This is a genomic window from Sphingomonas sp. (genome assembly GCF_039594485.1).
Taxonomy (GTDB): domain Bacteria; phylum Pseudomonadota; class Alphaproteobacteria; order Sphingomonadales; family Sphingomonadaceae; genus Sphingomonas.
Genome location: NZ_JBCNNI010000006.1, coordinates 67,571 through 86,884, shown reverse-complemented (window position 1 = coordinate 86,884; position 19,314 = coordinate 67,571). Strand labels below are relative to the sequence as shown.

At 66.4% G+C, this 19,314-nt stretch carries 17 protein-coding genes; 5 read left to right on the top strand and 12 right to left on the bottom strand.

Features of this window, described 5'->3' with window-relative positions; all coding sequences use genetic code 11:
- Positions 1-14 precede the first annotated feature (14 nt).
- The 4 genes from ABDV78_RS04135 to ABDV78_RS04120 all read right to left on the bottom strand — a co-directional run bounded on the left by ABDV78_RS04135 (position 15) and on the right by ABDV78_RS04120 (position 3,310).
- A complete protein-coding gene (locus ABDV78_RS04135) occupies positions 15-1,187 on the bottom strand; it encodes a hypothetical protein (protein ID WP_343525948.1) in 1,173 nt (390 codons plus the stop codon).
- A 230-nt stretch (positions 1,188-1,417) separates the two neighbouring features.
- The gene (locus ABDV78_RS04130; protein ID WP_343525946.1) at positions 1,418-2,011 is read right to left on the bottom strand and encodes an alpha/beta hydrolase; all 594 of its coding nucleotides are present in this window, start codon (positions 2,009-2,011) and stop codon (positions 1,418-1,420) included.
- A gap of 76 nt (positions 2,012-2,087) precedes the next feature.
- A complete protein-coding gene (locus tag ABDV78_RS04125) occupies positions 2,088-2,507 on the bottom strand; it encodes a hypothetical protein (protein WP_343525945.1) in 420 nt (139 codons plus the stop codon).
- Positions 2,508-2,701: 194 nt separating this feature from the next.
- Positions 2,702-3,310 carry a TetR/AcrR family transcriptional regulator gene (locus tag ABDV78_RS04120; protein WP_343525944.1) on the bottom strand — a complete coding sequence of 203 codons (609 nt, stop codon included), beginning with the start codon at positions 3,308-3,310 and terminating at the stop codon, positions 2,702-2,704.
- Between the two features lie 152 nt (positions 3,311-3,462).
- On the opposite strand from ABDV78_RS04120, the gene ABDV78_RS04115 reads away from it, so the two are divergent.
- Positions 3,463-5,811, top strand: coding sequence for an EAL domain-containing protein (locus ABDV78_RS04115; RefSeq protein ID WP_343525943.1), 2,349 nt, complete (start codon positions 3,463-3,465; stop codon positions 5,809-5,811).
- Here ABDV78_RS04115 and ABDV78_RS04110 read toward each other — a convergent pair.
- The 6 genes from ABDV78_RS04110 to ABDV78_RS04085 form a co-directional block, all read right to left on the bottom strand.
- The gene (locus ABDV78_RS04110) at positions 5,775-7,178 is read right to left on the bottom strand and encodes an amino acid permease (RefSeq protein WP_343525942.1); all 1,404 of its coding nucleotides are present in this window, start codon (positions 7,176-7,178) and stop codon (positions 5,775-5,777) included. The two genes, ABDV78_RS04115 and ABDV78_RS04110, sit on opposite strands and share 37 nt — an antisense overlap.
- Positions 7,179-7,211: 33 nt before the next feature.
- On the bottom strand, positions 7,212-7,922 hold the full coding sequence (locus ABDV78_RS04105; RefSeq protein ID WP_343525941.1) for a GntR family transcriptional regulator: 711 nt from the start codon (positions 7,920-7,922) through the stop codon (positions 7,212-7,214).
- Complete coding sequence (locus ABDV78_RS04100; protein WP_343525940.1) at positions 7,922-8,836, bottom strand: dihydrodipicolinate synthase family protein; 915 nt, start codon at positions 8,834-8,836, stop codon at positions 7,922-7,924. Before ABDV78_RS04100 ends, ABDV78_RS04105 begins: the two co-directional genes overlap by 1 nt.
- A 73-nt stretch (positions 8,837-8,909) precedes the next feature.
- On the bottom strand, positions 8,910-10,712 hold the full coding sequence (locus ABDV78_RS04095; protein WP_343525939.1) for a DUF885 family protein: 1,803 nt from the start codon (positions 10,710-10,712) through the stop codon (positions 8,910-8,912).
- A gap of 11 nt (positions 10,713-10,723) precedes the next feature.
- A complete protein-coding gene (locus ABDV78_RS04090; protein WP_343526001.1) occupies positions 10,724-11,719 on the bottom strand; it encodes an Ldh family oxidoreductase in 996 nt (331 codons plus the stop codon).
- 11 nt (positions 11,720-11,730) lie between these two features.
- The gene (locus ABDV78_RS04085) at positions 11,731-14,046 is read right to left on the bottom strand and encodes a glycoside hydrolase family 127 protein (RefSeq protein WP_343525938.1); all 2,316 of its coding nucleotides are present in this window, start codon (positions 14,044-14,046) and stop codon (positions 11,731-11,733) included.
- Between the two features lie 160 nt (positions 14,047-14,206).
- On the opposite strand from ABDV78_RS04085, the gene ABDV78_RS04080 reads away from it, so the two are divergent.
- The gene (locus ABDV78_RS04080; protein WP_343525936.1) at positions 14,207-16,960 is read left to right on the top strand and encodes a DUF5695 domain-containing protein; all 2,754 of its coding nucleotides are present in this window, start codon (positions 14,207-14,209) and stop codon (positions 16,958-16,960) included.
- On the opposite strand, the gene ABDV78_RS04075 is transcribed toward ABDV78_RS04080, so the two are convergent.
- A complete protein-coding gene (locus ABDV78_RS04075) occupies positions 16,906-17,373 on the bottom strand; it encodes a (deoxy)nucleoside triphosphate pyrophosphohydrolase (protein WP_343525935.1) in 468 nt (155 codons plus the stop codon). The genes ABDV78_RS04080 and ABDV78_RS04075 overlap by 55 nt on opposite strands.
- A gap of 42 nt (positions 17,374-17,415) precedes the next feature.
- Between ABDV78_RS04075 and ABDV78_RS04070 the strand changes: the two genes are divergently transcribed.
- The 3 genes from ABDV78_RS04070 to ABDV78_RS04060 all read left to right on the top strand — a co-directional run bounded on the left by ABDV78_RS04070 (position 17,416) and on the right by ABDV78_RS04060 (position 18,311).
- On the top strand, positions 17,416-17,610 hold the full coding sequence (locus tag ABDV78_RS04070) for a Flp family type IVb pilin (RefSeq protein WP_343525934.1): 195 nt from the start codon (positions 17,416-17,418) through the stop codon (positions 17,608-17,610).
- Between the two features lie 130 nt (positions 17,611-17,740).
- Positions 17,741-17,914 carry a Flp family type IVb pilin gene (locus ABDV78_RS04065; RefSeq protein ID WP_343525933.1) on the top strand — a complete coding sequence of 58 codons (174 nt, stop codon included), beginning with the start codon at positions 17,741-17,743 and terminating at the stop codon, positions 17,912-17,914.
- A 223-nt stretch (positions 17,915-18,137) separates the two neighbouring features.
- The gene (locus tag ABDV78_RS04060; protein WP_343525932.1) at positions 18,138-18,311 is read left to right on the top strand and encodes a Flp family type IVb pilin; all 174 of its coding nucleotides are present in this window, start codon (positions 18,138-18,140) and stop codon (positions 18,309-18,311) included.
- A 48-nt stretch (positions 18,312-18,359) separates the two neighbouring features.
- Here ABDV78_RS04060 and ABDV78_RS04055 read toward each other — a convergent pair whose 3' ends face one another.
- Positions 18,360-19,310 (bottom strand): acetyl-CoA carboxylase carboxyltransferase subunit alpha, encoded by a 951-nt coding sequence (locus tag ABDV78_RS04055; RefSeq protein WP_343525931.1) that lies wholly within the window; start codon positions 19,308-19,310, stop codon positions 18,360-18,362.
- Positions 19,311-19,314: the final 4 nt, after the last annotated feature.

The following is a 19,314-nucleotide window of genomic DNA, read 5'->3' as shown; positions in this document are numbered from 1 at the left end:
CCGCAAGCGATCCCTCAACCCGTCGCCAGCCGCCATCCGCTCGGCAGGAAGTCGAGCGACATATAATAGTAGAAGGTGCAGCTTCCATCGGCGCGGTAGGTCCCGCCCTTGACGATGCCAAAGGCCACGCCGCCCAGGAAGACCGGGCCGCCGCTGTCGCCGCTGCGACAGGTGGGACCGCGCACCGCCACCCAAGTCGGGGTACAGCCTCCTCCGCACAAATCGCCCGCGGGGGCGAAATCGGGCATCCAGATCTCGGCGCAACTATAGCCGGTCCGCTCACCGCGATGACAGACGATGTCGCCCGCGCGCGTCGAATCGCGGGCGCGCGAACCGGTCACCATCCGGCTGATCGTCTTGGCCGTGTCGCTCCAGAAACGCGGCGACAGCGGGTTTGCGCTGCCATTCAACTGGACGTCCTGATACCCCCATCCCCATTGGCCCAGGAACGGCAGGTGGTGCGCCACGCCGCCGGGATCGGTCCACGAGACATCATCCGGGCAATGAGCGGCGGTGATGACCGCATTCTCGTCGCCGCGCCGAACGACGAACCCGCTGGTGCAGGCATAGCGCCGCCCATCCCCCGGATCGATCCCGGTCAGCCGCGCGCCACCCGACAGGTCGGCCAGATCGACATCGGGCGAGTCGAGCGTGGCGATACGGACAGGAACGCCCGCCAGCCGTGCGATCCGGTCGCGCAGCGCATCGCCCGGCTCGGCCAGCGTATCGGCCCGCGCGACCATCACCACCAGAGCACCGATGCGCGGATCGATCCCCATGCCCGGCGGCCGGCTGAGGCTCGCGCGGATCTCGGTCTGGTGCAGCGCCAGCGCGGTGACGAGTTGACGGTGGGTGGAATAGGCGCCGGCCCGGAACCGGACGAGCACGGGCATGCCCGCAATCACGATGTGCCGATCGGCGACCGGGGCGTCCCCGGTCAGCAGAATGTCGATATGAAAGGGCGCGTGGCCGACCGAAATGCCCGCCAGCCTGTCGGCAAATTCCCGGGCCAGCGCATCGGTGACGGACACCGATGCCTCCTGCACCTGCAACTCGCGAAGCGCTTCGGCGGGCGACATGCCGGACAGGGCCGCATATTGCGTCGCGTCGAGCGCCAGGGCGGATGATGGTCCTTCCTCCTCCGGCAGCGACTGCGCCCGCGCCACGCCCGGAAGCGCCGACGCCATCGCCCCCAGGATCGCGAGCAGAGCGAGAATGCGCCGAAAAGCCCTGCTATCGCGCCGCAAAGAAAGACGCGCCTTATATCCCATCGATTTGATATGTATTATCCAGACCAAGCCGTTTCGTGGCTGTCGGCGGAAAGATCATTTCGATCCGACGACGCTCCTGCTTCGCCAGAGGAAGCTCCCGATGGCGTTTGACTGGCCCGGCGATCCCCCCGCCGGGCCATTTTTCATCAACGATCGTCGATACCGAGCGTCCGCATGATGCGCATATCCTGCTCGACGACGCTGGTGGACAGACGTTCGATGAGCCGATGCGTCTGTCGCCACATGCCGGTGGGTGGCGGGGCGGCGGACGGCGCGGCGATCAACTGCCCACCACAACGCGTCGCCAATGCATGGCCATTCGGGGCATCGTCGACGACCAGCGAGGGAAAGGGCAATACGGCATCCGGGGATGCGAACATCTGCCCGCGTACACCGTCCAGCGCCTCGACCGAAGGCGGGTGGAAGAACAGCGCACCCGCGACGCGCGACACATAATGGCTGGGCGACAGGCGCGCCCACCAGATGCTGGCCAGACAGGCGCTGCTCTCCGCCACCAGCAGGACCGCCCGGTCCGCCTGCGCCACGGCCTGATCCAGCCGCGACGCCCAGATGTTCCGGGCTTCACGCGTGCTGGCGTCGAAAGGAAGCTGGACATCCCCCGTCCTTGGCCAGGAGAACAGATTCTCCCATGGCAGGCGGCGCTCGGTTTCGCCCGCGCCGCCGATCATGGGCAGGGTGATGATCGAAAAAGGGTCGTTCAGGCGCAGTTGGGCTGGCATGGTCTGCTCCGTCGCTGGTCCCCTTCAAGGTACGCCTGTTCTCGCCAGGGGCAAGAGGGACCAGCGCATGCGGGCATCACCCCGTCGCGGCGACCCGCGCGGCACGCCGGTCGCCGGCAAGCGCGGTGGCGATGCTGTCCACCATCAGCTCATACTGGTCCGGCGAATAGCCCGCAGCGAGGAAGGCGCGCACTTCGTGCGGAGGTACGCTATAACCATGGTGCCAGCTCAGCACCGCCATGCGCCGCAGCGCCTCCAGCGAGGGATCGGCCAGACGCGGCTTGCGCGTATCGCCGAAGATGCTGCCCAGCGCACGGGTCAGCCGCGTCGGAGCGCGCAGGCTGGAGATACGATCGCGCCGCGCCAGGGCGACCACCTGCCATTCCAGCGCGGAGAGGCGCGCATCGGGCCGGATCGCGGCCGCGCCCTGAAGCGCCGTTGCCGTGTCCGTCGCCAGCCGTGCCGCGCCGATTTCCTGAAATGCGAGATAGGCCATATCCAAACCCCTTTTGCTGCCGCGCGAGACAGCCGCCGGGGCGACACGCGTCCCCGTCAGGCCCGACGGCCCGATGCCGCCGGTTTTCTATCCCGTGATGATCGTCGGAAGGATCGGAAGCCCCTTCCATACCGATCGGTATATTAAAGGGGATCGCGCCCGTCAATCATTTTATACCAGTCGGTACGCAAAAATCAGCGGGCCGGGAACATCGCCAGGCTGGTGTCGACCAGGCGGAGCAGATCCTCTCGGGTCGCGCCCGAACCCGCCTGCACGGCCATCCCTTGCAACAGCGCATAGAGAAGATTGGTCAACCCCTCGGGCTCGACATCCTCGCGCAGATCACCCTCTGCCTGAGCCCGCTCGAACCGGGCGAGCAGCGCGGCCTGCGCCGAGGCGCGGCGTGCCACCACGGCGGCCTTGATCGATTCGGCCTCGGCCCCGCAGGCGACCGAATGGATGACGCCCAGACAGCCCTGCGGTTCGAGATGGTTGGTCTGCGCATCGACCGCACCCCGAAGCAGATGTTCCACCACCCCCCGCGCGGTCGGCTGTTCCATCGCCTCCCGGATATAGGCGAGCTTTTCGGCCTCGTAGAGATCGAGCGCCTTGTGGAACAACGCCTCCTTGTTGCCGAACGCGGCATAAAGGCTGGGCTTGGTGATGCCCATCGCCTCGGTCAGGTCGGTCATCGACGCGCCCTCATACCCCTTGCTCCAGAATATTCGGAGCGCGGCGGCCAGCGCCCGATCGGTGCAGAATTCGCGGGGGCGCCCCTTACATACGGGCTGAACAGCTTCCATAACGATCGGTATAGAATTTTCTGGTTCTCTTGGAAAGCCCCCGTGCCGCTCTGGACAGGATTAGGGGGGCAAACCCCCAAACGGATTTCATCCATAAACCTTTCCTCAACCGGATCATGGCAAAGCGAGGACATCCAAGGATTGCCTTGCAAATGCTCAACATCTTCGGATGCATCCCCAACGACCATGATCCTGTGCTGGCGTGCCTGGCGGTTGGGGTGTGCGTGCTCGGGTTGCGGGCGATGTTCATCCTTCAGACCCGTTCGGAGGAATGCATAGAGCGCCGTCGCCGCATATGGGCGTCGATCGCGGCAGTCGCGGCGGGGATCAGCATCTGGGCAACCCAGTTCCTCACCATGTTGGCCTGTCCCGGGCCCCTGCCCTTGGGATTCGACCTGTCGCTGACGCTTTGTTCGATCGGCGTGCCCATCATCGGCATCCGGGGCGCGCTTTCGCTGCTCCGTCCGCGGCCCAGCGTGGCGATGCTCCTGCTCGCCGGGGCCCTTGTCACGACGACTGTCGCCGTGATGAATTTCGTCGGCATGGAGGCGCTGATCGTCCCCGCACGAATCTACTATTCCCCTGGGGGTGTCGCCCAGGCCTTTGTCGGCGCCATGCTGCTCCTCTCACTCTCGCTGGCCGCGCATTGGCGGCTTCGCGGGTGGCCGCGCGCCGCCCTGCCGGTCCTGACCGGAACCCTGGGCATAGCCACGCTTCATCTCGGCTTCACGGCCGCCATTACCCTGGTGCCGGGCGGCGGCAGACTCGACACGTCGCTTCGGCCGCTCCAGCCCGCCACGATCGCCTATGGCGTCGTCCTGGCGATCGCACTGGTCATCACGTCGATGCTGGCGGCCGCGTTGCTCGACAGGGTGCTGACCGATCTGCGGGGCCTGGCCCAGGCCACCCGCGAAGGGATCGCGATCCTTCAGAATGGGCGGATCGTCGAGGCCAATGACCGCCTCGCCATGATGCTGGACATCGACCCCGGGCCGCTCATCGGATCGCGGCCGGAGGATTGGCTGGTCACGATCGATGGCGACGCGCTGGCACTGGCCGATGGTCAGCTGTTCGACGCGCGGCCCCGCGTCGCCGGGGACGTCGATCGCTGTCTGGAGGTGGCGTGCCACGCGATCGAGTATCGCGGACGGCGCGCTCGGGTCATGGCCGTCCGCGACCTGACCGAACAGCGCCGAGCCCAGAGCCGGATCGAATTCCTGGCGGTGCACGACCCCCTGACGCAATTGCCCAACCGCTCCTATATGCAACAGGCGCTGGAGGCCGCGATCGACCAGGCCGATCAAAAGGGATCGCTGGCGCTGCTCGCCCTTGATCTGGACCGGTTCAAGGCGGTCAACGACCTATTCGGCCATGAGGCGGGCGACGACATCCTGTGCCGGGTCGCCGAGATCCTGAACCGGGCGGTCGCCGAAGCCGGTCTGGTCGCACGCATCGGTGGCGACGAATTCCTGATCCTGCAACACGGGGTCGGCGATCCCGAACAGACACGCCGACTGGTCGATACGATCCTGGCCGGTTTTGCCACCGAAATGGACCTCAGCCGCGATCCCATGGCCGTCGGGGTCAGCATCGGCATATCCTTCTTTCCCCAGGACGCCGCCGATGCTTCGACGCTGCGCCACAATGCCGATGTCGCGCTGTACCGCGCCAAGGCCAATGGGCGTGGCATGGCGTCGTTCTTCGATCATGAAATGGACCGTGCGGTGAAGAGCCGCCGCCTCATCGAGCATGATCTGCGACACGCCCTGCTCCGCGATCAGATGCGGCTCGTCTATCAGCCGCTGGTCGCGACCGGTTCGACCGACATCATCGGCTATGAGGCGCTGCTCCGGTGGCAGCATCCCGATCACGGCGAAATCGGGCCCAGCGACTTCGTGCCGATCGCCGAGGACACCGGCATCATCCTGCAACTGGGCGAATGGGTCCTGTTCCAGGCGTGCCGGACCGCCGCGACATGGCCCGATCCGATGACGCTGGCCGTCAACGTCTCACCGATCCAGTTCCAGCTTCCCAACCTGGTCGAGATCGTGACGCGCGCCGTGCGGTCCTCGGGCTTTCCGGCGCATCGGCTGGAGCTGGAGATCACCGAAGGCGTGCTGCTCCATCATCGCGAGCGGACGCTGAACACGCTCCACCAGTTGAAGGCGATGGGCATCGCGATCGTGATGGACGATTTCGGTACGGGCTATAGTTCGCTCAGCAATCTGCAGAGCTTTCCGTTCGACAAGATCAAGATCGACCGGAGCTTCATCTCCGGCGTCACCAATGACGAATCCGCCCGTTCGATCGTGCGCGCCATTGTCGGCCTTGGCCATAGCCTGAACCTGCCGGTCGTCGCAGAGGGGGTCGAGACCGCCGAACAGCATCGCATGGTGCTGGAAGAAGGATGCCAGCAGTCCCAGGGATTTCTGTTCGGCCGTCCCGACGTGTCGCCCTTCTACGATCAATCCTTGGCGAGCACGCTCCGCCGCCGCCCATAGGCAAAGTAGAAGGCGAGCCCGATCGCGTTCCAGATCACGAACCGGATGATCGTCGAGCTGGGCAGGCTGAACAGGAGGTAGAGACACCCCAGGATCGCGAGCGTCCCGACGACATAGGGCTGCGGGCAACGGAACAGCCGCTTGGCCTCGGGGGCCTTGCGGCGCAGCACCATCAGGCAGGCACCGACCGAGATGAAGGCGAGCAGCGTCCCCGCATTGGCCAGTTCCGCGATCTCATCCAGGCGAAAGATGCCCGCAACGATCGCGATCGAGACACCCGTGACCAGCGTGATGCGGGTCGGCGCGCCGCTGCGCTTGCTGACGACCGCCAGCGACTGCGGCAACAGGCCGTCCCGCGCCATGGTGAAGAAGATGCGGCTCTGGCCATACATCATCACCAGGATGACCGAGGGGAGCGCGATGACGGCTGCCAGCGCGATCAGGTGCGCCGCCGTCGGCTGCCCCAGCGACCGCAGGACGAGCGCCAGCGGCTCGGGAGAGTTGGCGAGTTGCAGGAAGGGCAGCGCGCCGATCGCCGTGACCGCCACCGCCATATAGATCAGCGTGCAGACCAGCATCGATCCGACGATGCCGATGGTCAGGTCGCGGCCCGGATTCTTGGCCTCCTCCGCCGAGGTCGCCACCGCGTCGAAGCCGTAAAAGGCGAAGAAGACGATCGCCGCCGCCGCCATGACGCCGCGCTTGGCCCCGTCAATCTCGCTCGCGGCAAAGCCATAGGGCATGAACGGATGAAGATTGTCGGCATTGAATGCCGGCAGCGCGAAGGCGACGAAGAGGCCGAGCGCGACAAGCTTCACGATGACGAGAATGATGTTCAGCGTGGCGCTCTCGCGCGTTCCCGCGACCAGCATGCCCATCACCGACAGCGCGACGACGACGGCGGGCAGGTTGACGATGCCCCCGCCATGCGGCCCGGACAGCAGCGCGGGGGGCAGGTGCACCCCCGCCGCCTGGATCCAGCCGACCAGATAGCCCGACCACCCGACCGCGACGGTCGAACAGGCCAGGGAATATTCGAGGATCAGGCTCCACCCGACCACCCAGGCCAGCGTTTCGCCCAGCGCGGTATAGCTGAAGGTATAGGCGCTGCCCGCCGCCGGGATCAGCGTGGCAAGCTCGGCATAGGCAAGCGCGGCGCAGGCGCAGACCGCCCCCGCGATCGCGAAGGCCAGGATGACGGCGGGCCCTGCCCGCTCCGCACCCACGCCGGTCAGCGTGTAGATGCCGGTGCCGACGATCGCACCGACGCCCAGGGCGATCAGGTGTGGCCAGCTCAGCGTCTTGGCAAGCGCCTGCCCCTCGCCGTGCCGGGTCGCGCTGCCCAGCGGTTTCAACGGTCCGAACATGAAGCGATTATCCCCCGCCAATTGGTTTGTGTCTCAGCCGACGGGTGCGAACCCGCCTTTCAGGTCCATCAGCGTGGACCGGATATGCGCGTCAAGCAATGACTGAACCTTGGCCGCGTCGCGCGCCAGAAAAGCGTCCAGCTGTTCCCGATGCTCCAGATGCGCGCGCGTGTTGCGCCCCGCCGGTTGCAGATGCCGGACGACATAGCGTTCGGCCAGCACCGACAATTGCCGGATGATCTGGATGGTCAGCGCCTGTCCGATCGGACGGACCATCGCCATATGGAATTGCCGGTTGCAGATGGCGACCCGCGCCAGATCGCTCTCCGCCGCCTGGTCCAGCGCCTCGAACGCCGCGATCAGCCGCGCATGGTCCGCGTCATCGGCGACCAGCGCGGCACGCGCCGCCATCGCCGGTTCCAGACGGAGACGCAGGCTGTAGATCTCGTCGGCCTGTTCCGCGGTCAGCCGACCCACCGTATAGCCGCGATTGGCCACGCTCTGGAGCAGGCCTTCCTGCTCCAGCCGCGCCAGAGCCTCGCGCAGCGGAATCTTGCTGACCCCCAGTTCGGCGGCCAGCGCATCCTGGCGGATCGGGCGGTCGTCCGCCAACGTCCCCGCCACGATGCGTTCGCGAACGATGGCGAAGATGCGATCCGCCAGCGTCTGCACGATGATGACGCCCTCGCCCCGCGCCCGGCCTTCGTCCGGCAGGAATGCGGTGGGCAAGGGCGTCGTCGCCATCAGGCGGCCTTGCTCAACCCGAGCGTCGGGCGAGTCGCGGCGGCCTTCTCGACCATCGCGATCACCTCGGCCCGGCGCTCGCCCTGCAGGACGTAGCGGGGCGGAAGCACGCGCTCCGAACCACGGCCCATGACCTGCTCGGCCAGCTTGATCGACTGGACGAGATCATGCTCGGCGTCGAGGTGGAGCAGCGGCATGAACCAACGATAGATTTCCATCGCCTTGGCATGATCGCCACGCTCGAACGCCGCGACCAGCTCGACCGACTCCTTGGGGAAGGCATTGGTCAGGCCCGAAACCCAGCCCTGCGCGCCGAGATATAGACCCTCCAGCGCCACGTCGTCCAGCCCCGCGAACAGGGTGTAACGGTCGCCGAACGCATTGCGGAAATCGGTGAAGCGGCGCGTATCCGGCGCCGATTCCTTGACCGCCACGATGTTCTTCACATCGACCAGTGCTTCCAGCACGGTCTGGTCGATCACCGTGCGATAGGCGGGCGGGTTGTTGTAGAGCATGATCGGCAGGCCGGTCTGATCCGCCACGCCCTTGAAATGGTTCACCAGCTCATGCGCCTTGGGCACATAGACCATCGGGGGCAGCAGCATCAGGCCATCGGCCCCGGCCTTTTCCGCGGCCTGGGCATAACGGACGGCGCGGCGCGTGTCATATTCCGAGACGCCGGTGATGACCGGAACGCGGCCCGCCACCGCCTCGACAATCGCGGTGAGCACCGTGACCTTCTCGTCATAGTCGAGCGAGTTGTTCTCGCCGACCGTGCCGAGCGCAATCACGCCGGTCACGCCGTCGTTCACCAGATCGTCCACCACCCGCTGCGTATCGGCGAGGTCGATCGAGAGATCTTCCCGAACCTGGGTCGTCACTGCGGGGAATACGCCGCGCCAGCCGATGCTCACAATCTGTCTTCCTGCTTCTGTTATTAGATACGGTATACTTTTTAGCGCAGAGCGAGGCTGCGGTCAATCAGGATCATTCCTCATCGGGATAGGGCCCCTTGCCACCTTCGGCGATGAAACGGTCGGTGCGCAGGTCGAGGACCGGCAGGGGAACGCATCCGAGTTGCAGCATCGCATCATGCCATGCGCGGATGTTGAACTTCGGCCCCAGCGCCTTCTCCGCCTTGGCCCGGTTCCGCTGAAAGGCGAGCTGCCCCATATAATAGGACAGCGCCTGCCCCGGCCACGCGATATAGCGATCCACCTCGGTCTCGATCTCGTGATCCGACAGCGCGGTATTGTCGTGCAGATAGGCCTGGGCCCGTTCGCGGCTCCAGCCCATGGCGTGGATACCCGTGTCGACGACCAGCCGCGCCGCGCGCCATGCCTGATAGGAGAGCATGCCGAACTTGTCATAGGGCGTCTTGTAGAAGCCCATATCCTCGCCCAGCGCCTCGGAATACAGCGCCCATCCCTCGCCATAGGCGGACAGATAGCTGTTCCGGCGGAAGGCGGGCAGATCCTTATTCTCGGCGGCCAGCGGCATCTGGAAGGCGTGGCCCGGCGCACTTTCGTGCAGGGTCAGCGCGGGCAGCGCGTAGAGCGCACGCGATGGCAGGTTGTAGGTGTTCACCAGATAGATGCCCGGCCCGCCGCGCCCGGCGGTATAAAAGGGCGCGAGGTCAGCAGGTACCGGCTTGATCGCGAACCGGCTGCGCGGCAGGCGGCCGAACCAGTCCGATGCGACGCCGTCGAAGCTCTTGGCGAACCAGGCCGCCCGGTCGAGCAATTCCTGCGGCGTCTTGGCATGGAATTGCGGATCGGTGCGCAGGAAGGTCAGGAAAGCCGGGAAGTCCCCCTGGAACTTCACCTCCTTCATCACCTCGTCCATCCGCTGTCGGATGCGCCTGATCTCGGACAGGCCGATTTCGTGCACCTGTTCCGGGGTCATGTCGGCGGTCACATATTCACGGATCTTCGACCGGTAATAGGCCTTGCCGTCGGGCAGGTCGTAAGCCGCCGTGCTGACCTGCGCATGGGGCATGTAATCGTCGCGCAGGAACGCCAGCAGCCTGGCATGGGCCGGGATCACCGCATCGCGGATCGCGGCCTTCGCCTCGGCGCGCAACGCGGCCTGGGTCGCGGCGGGCATGGTCGCGGGCATGGTCTTGAACGGCGCGTAGAAGGGCTGATCCTCGCCCGTGCCCGCATCGACCACCTGCGCGACGCCGATATCGCGTCCCTTCAGGGTGACGCGCGGCGGCGTGAACCCACGGGCGAGCCCGGCGCGCATATTGCCGATCTGCTGATCGAAATAGCGCGGCATCGTCCGTAGCATGGCGATGTAATCGCGATACTGGCTTTCCTTGGTGAAGCTGCCGCGCGACCAGCCCGCCAGATTGCCCCAGAAGCTGGTGTCGGCGTTGAGCGGCTTTTCATAATCGCGGAACCGCTGCGCGGCGAGCAGCGCATCGATCTGGCCCTTATAGACCATGTAATCGATCCGCCGTTCGGGCGAGAGCGTCGCCGGGTCGATCGCGGCCAGCGCCTTGGCGGTCGCGTCCCACCGCGCCAGCCGTGCGGCCTGCGCCGCCGGCCCGACATCGGGCAACTGGCTCGATCCGGCATTGCCGCTGTCCTCGTCCGCCGCGCTCTGCGTCGTGCGCCAGCGATATTCGGACTCCGCCAGCGCCATGAAGCGGGCATCCGCCGATCGGGCCGCTCCCTTGCCAGCGGACGCCTTCTGCACCGGAACCCTGGCCTGCGCGGCCAAGCCGGGCGTCAGGAGCAGCGCGGTGCCCGTCAACAGCGGGATGATGCGGTTCGTCATGCTCATTCTCCTATCGCTCAGCCGTTCAGGGCCATAACATCGCGGTGAAGGTCCGCCGGGATCACCACCCCTTCCGCCAGCGACACCGCACGCGCGGCATAGCGACGGGCGGAGGGCAGCCGTGCCCCCTGCCCCGTGATCGCGTCGAACATGGTTTCCGCCCGCGCCATATGGTCGGGCAGCAAGTCACCCAGAAAGCCCTTGGGGTCGATCGCGACGATCAGTTCGCCACCGAGCGGCGAGCCACCTCGCCCGGCATCCCATTCGATCGAATCACGACTGGTCATGTCGCCGATCAACGGCCCGGCGAGCAGTTCCACCATCGCCGCCAGCGCGGAGCCCTTGTGTCCGCCGAAGGTCCGCATCGCGCCGGACAGGATCGCGGCCGGATCGGTGGTCGGCTGGCCCTGGGCATCGACGCCCCAGTCATCGGGCACGGTCTTGCCCGCGCGGCGGTGCAGCTCGATCTCACCGCGCGCGACCATGCTGGTGGCGAAGTCGAAGACGAAGGGCGGCCCGTCCGGGCGCGGCCAGCCAAAGGCGATCGGATTGGTCCCGAACACCGGCTCGGCACCACCCGACGGTGCGACCCAGGCATGGCTGGGCGTGAAGGCCAGCGCGACGAGCCCCGCCTCGGCCAGTTCCTCGACCTCGGGCCAGAGCGCGGCGAAGTGCACGACATTGTTGAGTGCCAGGGCGGCGATGCCGTTGGCCCTGGCCTTTTCGACCAGCATCGGCTTGCCGGTCTGGAAGGCGAGCTGGGCGAAGCCGCCGCCGCCATCGACGCGGACCAGCGCGCGGGCGGGTTCGGACAGGACCGGCTCCGCATCGGGCACGACCACGCCCTTGTTGATGCTCGCGACCGCGACGAGCAGGCGATAAATGCCGTGCGAGGCGCATCCGTCGCGCTCGCCCGCCACCATCGTCTCGGCCACCGCCTCGGCATGGGCCGGTGCCAGACCCGCGCCCGACAGCTTGGCCCGGGCGAGCGTACGCAGTTCGTCCAGCGTCATGCGGATCCCGGTCACGCCGTCTGCTCCTTCTTCGCGGTGAACAGCCGCATGCCGAAGATCGGCCCCGCCGAACTGCGGTCATGGGGCACGACCCGCACGCGGACGTTCTTCTTGCCCGTCGTCAGCGCGGCGGGCAGCGGATATTCGACATCGAAGAACTGGCCCGGCTTGTCGCTTTCCAGATGCTGGGTCGCGACCTTCACATTGTCGACCAGGATGTCGAAATCGCGGGCGCGCTCGTCGCCCCAATAGGTCGCCTGAAGCACCAGCGGTCCGGGACGAACCGCCATGGTGAACTCGAAATAGCCGCCCGAGCGCGCATCGCGCCCCTGCCGCCCGCGATAGGAGACCGGATAGGAAATCTCCGAGGTCAGGCCGTGGTCGCGCTCCGGCTGCATCTCGCCCAGATGCATCACGTCGACCGACCGCGCCGCGATGTCACGCGCACGGGCCTGATCCGCGAGGAACGCGGCTTCCTCGGCCTTCCAGCCCGCCTCGGTGAAGCGCTTGAAATAGACCGCGCTGCGCCGGTCATACTGGCTGAAGAAGGGTACGAAGCCCAGATCCGCCGGACGGAACACGCCGCGCGCCTGGTACCGGGCCTGCGCCGCATCGGTCGGGGTGAACGAGGCCAGCGGATTGGCCCCCACCATCGCCGGGTCGGGCGAGTTCCACGGGGTTTCGGTCGAACCCAGATCGGCCGCCATCACCATCGGCCCGCGCACGACCGCAACCACGCTGTCGTCGCCCGGCGTGGGCTCCACCCGCAAATCCATCGGCAGGCGGATCGTCACCACGTCGCCGCGCTTCCAGCGCCGGTCGACGATCGCATAGCCACGCTCGACCATGGGCATGACCGGCTTGCCGTTGACCGCCAGTTCGGCCTTGCCCTCGGCCCAGCCGGGGATACGCAGCGCCACGGGGAAGCGCCCCGCCCGATCCAGCCGCGTGAAGGTCAGCGTCGCCTGCCCGTCCATCGGATAGGCGGTATCCAGCACCACGCTCGCGCCGCGCTTGTCCCAGCGCGCCTCGGCCGGGATGTAGAGGTTGACGAAGAACGCGTCCCCACCCTGCCAGAAGATCGATTCGCCGTGCTTGGCATGGGATTCCATCCCCGACCCGACGCAGCACCAGAAGGCATCGTCCTTGGGCGAGGAGAATTCGCGCGCCATGCCGGTCATCAGCGGCGTCATATAGGTGAAGCCGCCATGCTGCGGATGCTGCGCGGCCATGACGTGGTTCAGATGCGCGCGTTCGTAGAAGTCGAACAAGCGGCCGTCCGGCTTCCACCCGTAAAGATGCCGGGTGAGCTTGAGCATGTTGTAGGTGTTGCAATGCTCGCACGTCTGTTCGGTGATGTGCCGTGCGATCGTGTCCGGCTCCGAGAAATATTCCCGGTCGGCATTGCCGCCGATGACATAGCTGTGATGCCCGGTCACCGCCTCCCAGAAGAAGGTCGCGCCCGCCGCCGGCTCGGGCTTGCCGGTGATCTCATGGATGCGCGCCAGCCCGATCAGCTTGGGCACCTGCGTATTGGCATGGAAATTGGCCAGCTTGTCCTGCCCGGCTACGAGCGGATCGAGCACGCGGCGGTCATAGATTCGCTCGGCCAGCGCCAGCCACTGGCGGTCGCCGGTCCGCTGATAGAGTTCGGCGAAGCTATCGTTCAACCCGCCATATTCGCAGCCCAGAACCTCCTGCAGCCGCGCATCGTCGAGCGCGGCGAAGACCCGGGCGAAATAGCCGCCCAGCTTGACCGCGACGTCCAGCGCCTGGGCATTGCCCCAGCCGCCATGGATGTCGAGCAGCCCGGCGAACAGTTTGTGCACCGTGTAGAGCGGCGACCAGGAACCGTTGAGGTCGAAGCCGCCCGACTTGATCTTCCCCGCCATCACTTCGGGAAAGATTTCCTCGCCATCGACGATCTTGCCGTCGGGCCGCTTGCGCCCCAGCGCGCCGACATAGCCATTGCCGCGCCTGGCCTGCGCCTCGGCCAGTTCGGCGACGACATAATCGGCGCGGCGGCGCATTTCCGGGTCGCCGGTCTGCTGCCATGTCAGCACCAGCGCCGACATGTAATGGCCCAGCGTATGGCCCGCGATCGTATCGCTTTCCCAGCCGCCATAAATCTCCGCCTTGGGCTTCAATCCCGCATAGAGCCGGAAATTGTGCAGCAGCCGGTCGGCATCGAGCCGATACAGATAATGGCGGTTCGTCTCGACTGCGGTCGCATAGATGGAGGGGCGCAACCGTACCGCCGTCAGGGGCAGGGGTTCGGCCTTGCCGGGAAGCAGCGACGGCGCGGCCGCCACGGCCCGGGATGCCATTCCGGTCAAGGCGATGGTTGCCGCCCCCTGCATCCACTCCCGCCTGTTCGCCCGTAACATCTTGCCCTCCCCGAAATACCGTATACCATTAACCGCCGATGAGGAGGGGGTCAATCAGCACGCGATCAGCCCCGGATTCCGGCGAATAGAGGTTTATCTGATGCGTCCGACCCTGCACCGCCTGTTCCCCTTGACCCTTGCCATGCTGGCGATGACGACGAGCGCGGCCGCGCCGCCACGGGGCACTCCCAAGGCCACGTCCCGCGTGGCAAAACCGAAGGCGACCGTGTCAGCGGGGATCAAGGTCGGTGCGTTCCGCCTGATCCTCGATCCGGCGACCCAGACGGCGCGGGGCCTGTCGCCCATCACCTCCCCCGGTTTCGACTTCCTGCCGATCGGGCGGGCGTCCACGCGTAGCGGCAACGACTTCAACCAGCTGGGCGACCTCCATCTGCGGGTGCGCAGCGGTACGGGACCGTGGCAGGATTATTCCTCCGCGCATCAAAGACGGCCGGTGCGGGCGCTGCCCGTCCGGGGCCAGGTGCTGGCGGCGGCGGATATCAGCGCGACGATGGGGGCCGGTCTGCCCCTGCGCATCGTGCGCGAATGGGTGAACGACGCGGGCGTCCCCGCGCTGCGCTTCAGCCTGACCAACACCAGCGGCCAGCCGGTCGAGATCGGTGGCCTGGGCATTCCCATGGTGTTCGACAACATCATCACCGACCGCACGCTGGAACAGGCGCATGCGCAGGCCAGCTTCGCCGATCCCTATATCGGGCGCGACGCGGGCTATGTTCAGGTCACGCGGCTGAACGGCGCCGGGCCCGCCCTTCTCGTCCTGCCGGAACGGGCAACCCCGCTGGAGGCCTATGTCCCGATCCCAACGACCCGCGAGACGCGCGGCAACGCCGTGATCGCGGAGGCAAGCCCGCGCGCCCAGACGTCGGAGGGTTTTTATGACTGGACCGTGGCGAGCGCGGCCTATGCCCAGACCGACTGGACCAAGGCGGGCGAGCCGTGGAACCCGGCGACCAGCATCCGCCTGGCGCCCGGCGAGACGCGCCGCATCGGCCTGCGCTTCGTCGCCGCGCCGAGCATCCGGGGCATCGAACCCACGCTGATGGAGCAGGACCGGCCGGTCGCGATCGGCGTGCCCGGCTATGTCGTGCCGACCGATCTCGACGCCGCGCTGTTTATCCGCGCGCCCTCGGCCATCACCGGGATCGAGAGCTATCCGGCGGGCGCGCTGAGCGTCGAGCGGCGCGAGGGTAAGCCGGGCTGGATGCGCCTGTCGGTCAAGGGCAGGCAATGGGGCCGGGCCCGCCTGACGCTGCGCTATGCCGATGGCAGCGTGCAGACCGTCCATTATTTCGTCACCAAGCCACTCGAACAGACCATGGCCGATCTCGGCCGCTTCTCGACGACGCAACAGTGGTTCGAGGGCAAGGGCGACCCGTTCGGCCGATCGCCCGCGATCCTGACCTATGACCGCGAGGCGGACCGGATCGTCACCGGCGATCCGCGCGTCTGGATTTCGGGCATGAGCGACGAGGGCGGCGGCGGCAGTTGGGTTGCCGCGGTCATGAAGCAGCTCGACAATCCCGATGCGGGCGAGATCGCCCGGATCGAGGAGATGGTCGACAAGACGATCGTCGGTCGCCTCCAGGTCGCCGACGGTCCCCATGCGGGCGGGGTGAAGAAGAGCCTGTTCTATTACGATCCGACCGCCTTCCCCGACCTGTATCAGCCCGCCAGGGACTGGCAGAGCTGGACCTCATGGAAGAAGGACCAGGCCGACGATCTGGGTCGCGCCTATAATTACCCCCATGTCGCCGCCGGGCACTGGGCGCTGTACCGGATCGCGCGCAACCATCCGGGCATGACCAGGGTGCATGATTGGCCCTGGTATCTCGACCATGCCTATCAGACGATTGTCGCGATGATGCGCGACGCACCGCATTATGCGCAGTTCGGTTTGATGGAGGGTGACGTCTTCGTCGACATCCTGACCGACCTGAAACGCGAGGGCTGGACCCGGCAGGCAGGAGAGGTCGAGGCCTTGATGAAGGGGCGTGCGGATCACTGGCGCACCCTGCGCTATCCCTTTGGCAGCGAGATGGCGTGGGATTCGACCGGCCAGGCGGAAGTCTATGCCTGGATGCGCTATTTCGGTTACGGGCCCCAGGCGGATGTCACGCGCGAGGTCATTCTGGGCTATGACCCGGCCATTCCGCATTGGGGCTATAACGGCAATGCCCGCCGTTACTGGGACTTCCTGTATGGCGGCAAATATCCCCGGCTGGAGCGCCAGATCCACCATTACGGATCGACGCTGAACGCCGTGCCCCTGTTCGACTCGTTCCGCCGCAACCCGGCCGACCTGCACCTGTTGCGCGTCGCCTATGGCGGCCTGCTGGGCGGTATCACCAATATCGATCAGCGGGGTGCCTCCTCCGCCGCCTTCCATAGCTGGCCCGACCGGATGCAGTGGGATCCCTATAGCGGCGACTATGGCATGGGCTTTTTCGGTCATGCCTATGCGGCCGCGACCTATGTCGTGAACGATCCGACGCTCGGCTGGCTGTCCTATGGCGGCAACCTGTCGCAATCGGGCGCGGGCGTGCGCGTCGAGCCCAAGGACGGCGCGCGCAGCCGCCTGTTCATCGCGCCCGCCGGGCTGTGGCTGACCCTGGAGGCGGGCAAGATCGCCGCGGCAAGCTATGATCCGGCGAGTGGATCAGTGCGCCTGACGCTGGATGCGGCGACCGCGCAGACGCCCGCCGCGCGACTGTTCGTCCAGACGACCATAGCTGGCGGACGCGCCTATCGCCCCGATCGCGGGACGATGGAGCGAGGCGGCTATACGATCGCGCTGGGGTCCGCGCCCGGCGACGTGACGCTGACGCCCAGATAAGCGTTCAACTGGCGGACCAGCGGTTCGTCCGCGGGCGGCATGGGCAGATCGCCCATCGCCACGGTGGTCCGCCAGAGCAGCCCGTCCGCCTCCAGCGCGACGGGACTGCCCTGCCATGCGCGGATGACATAGAGCAGCAACAGCAGATGCCGGTCGGCGAGCAGCTCGGTCGCGAAACCGGCCGGCTCCAGCGTGGCGAGCGACACCGTGATGCCCAGTTCCTCGTGCAGTTCGCGCACCAGCGCCTCTTCGGGGCTTTCACCCGGCTCCAACTTGCCGCCGGGAAATTCCCATAAGCCCGCCAGCGTCTTGCCCATGGGCCGCTGCTGCAACAGCACCCGCCCTTCGCGATCGACCAGTGCGGCGGCGACGACGGGGAACAGCGGACGGGGGCCGGATGATGTATTGTTCATGCTCAACATTTGTTAACGTCTATGCCCCACTTAATAGGGGCCATGAAAGCGCTTCCGCTTCTCCTTGCCCTGATGAGGCGTATCGGCGCCGACCGACGCGGTGCCGCCGCGGTCGAATATGCGCTGCTGATCGCCGGGATCATGCTGACCATCTTCGTCGCGTTGTCGCAATTAGGGGTCAGCCTGCAAAACGTGGCCAATTACCTTTCCGCCTATCTAAACGCCTCGACAGCATAGATATTTTTTGTTCCAGGGCACCGCGAATTTAAGTCTTCGTCAACCTGGGGCGGGTAAAGCGGTCAGAGCTGAACCGGCGCTCCGGCTCAGCCGGGTGATCGACAGACCAGTTAAGAGAACGGAGATCGGAATGAAGACGATTCGCAAGATGGTGAAGGACAACAAGGGCGCGACGGCCATCGAATATGGCCTGATCGCCGCCCTGATTGCCGTCGCCGCAATCGGCGCGATGCAGGGCCTGGGCAACAGCCTCGGCAACGGCTTCAACAACATCTCGGCCAAGCTGAACACCAACGTCAAGTAAGGCCGAGCGGAAGCGGAGCAGGCGACGATGATCCGCCGCCTGTCCCCCGCCCTCCCATTCGGGGCGTCAACTCCGCGATCCGGCCTGCCGGCCGCAGCCTTCGACCTTCCCGCCTCTCGCATCGGACGCACGGCGTTCGACATCGCGACGGAGGGCTGCCACCATTGAAGCTGGCCAATGCAACCGCTCGTCCGCCCGGGCGACACTTTCACGGGACGCTGATATGATTCTTCTTCGGAAAATGGCCCGCGACCGCCGTGGCGCGACCGCGATCGAATATGGCCTGATCGCGGCCCTGATCGCCGTCGCCGCGATCGCCGCGATGGAAGGGCTCGGCAATAGCCTGGGCAATGGCTTCAACAACATCTCGGCCAAGCTGAACACCGCGACGCAATAACGCGGCGGAAGACCGGACAGGCACGCGCCCGTCCGGTCAGGGACGGTGTTACAGCCGCCCCATCGCCAGGAACTTGGCGGCGCGACCGCGCTTCAACTCATCACGGCCCAGGCCACCGAGTTCGGCCAACGCCTTTTCCAGGCCATCGCCCAGATTGGCGATCGCGCCCGCATGGTCGCGGTGCGCACCGCCCACCGGCTCGGGCACGATAGTATCGATCACGCCGAAACTCTTCAGGTCCTGCGCGGTCACGCGCATCGCCTCGGCCGCTTCGGCCGCCTTGTCAGCGGTGCGCCACAGGATCGAGGCGCAGCCTTCGGGGCTGATCACCGAATAGACGGCATGTTCGAACATCAGGACGCGGTTGCCCGCGGCCAGCGCGACCGCGCCGCCCGAGCCCCCTTCGCCGACGATCGCCGAAACGACCGGCACGCCCGCCGCCAGACATGCCTCGGTCGAGCGTGCGATCGCCTCGGCCTGTCCGCGCTCCTCGGCCTGGATGCCGGGGAACGCGCCCGAGGTATCGACCAGGGTCACGATCGGCAGGCCAAATCGGTCGGCCAGCTCGACCAGGCGAATCACCTTCCGATAGCCCTCCGGCTTGCCCATGCCGAAATTGTGGCGCAGGCGGCTGGTGGTATCCTCGCCCTTCTCATGGCCCATCACCATGACCCGGCGGCCGCGAAACTGGGCAAAGCCGCCCATGATCGCCTGGTCGTCGGCAAAGGCGCGGTCACCGGCCAGCGGCACGAACTCGTCGAACAGCCCGGCGACATAATGCTTGAAATGCGGACGCTGCGGATGGCGGGCGACTTGCGTCTTCTGCCACGGGGTCAGCTTGGCGAAGGTATCGCGCAGCAGCTTGTCCGACTTGGCCTGAAGTTTGGCGATCTCCGCGCCGATATCCACCGTCCCTTCGGCCGTGGACTCGCGCAGTTCATCGATCCGGCTCTGAAGCTCGGCGATCGGTTTCTCGAAATCGAGGAAGCTCGTTGACATGGCG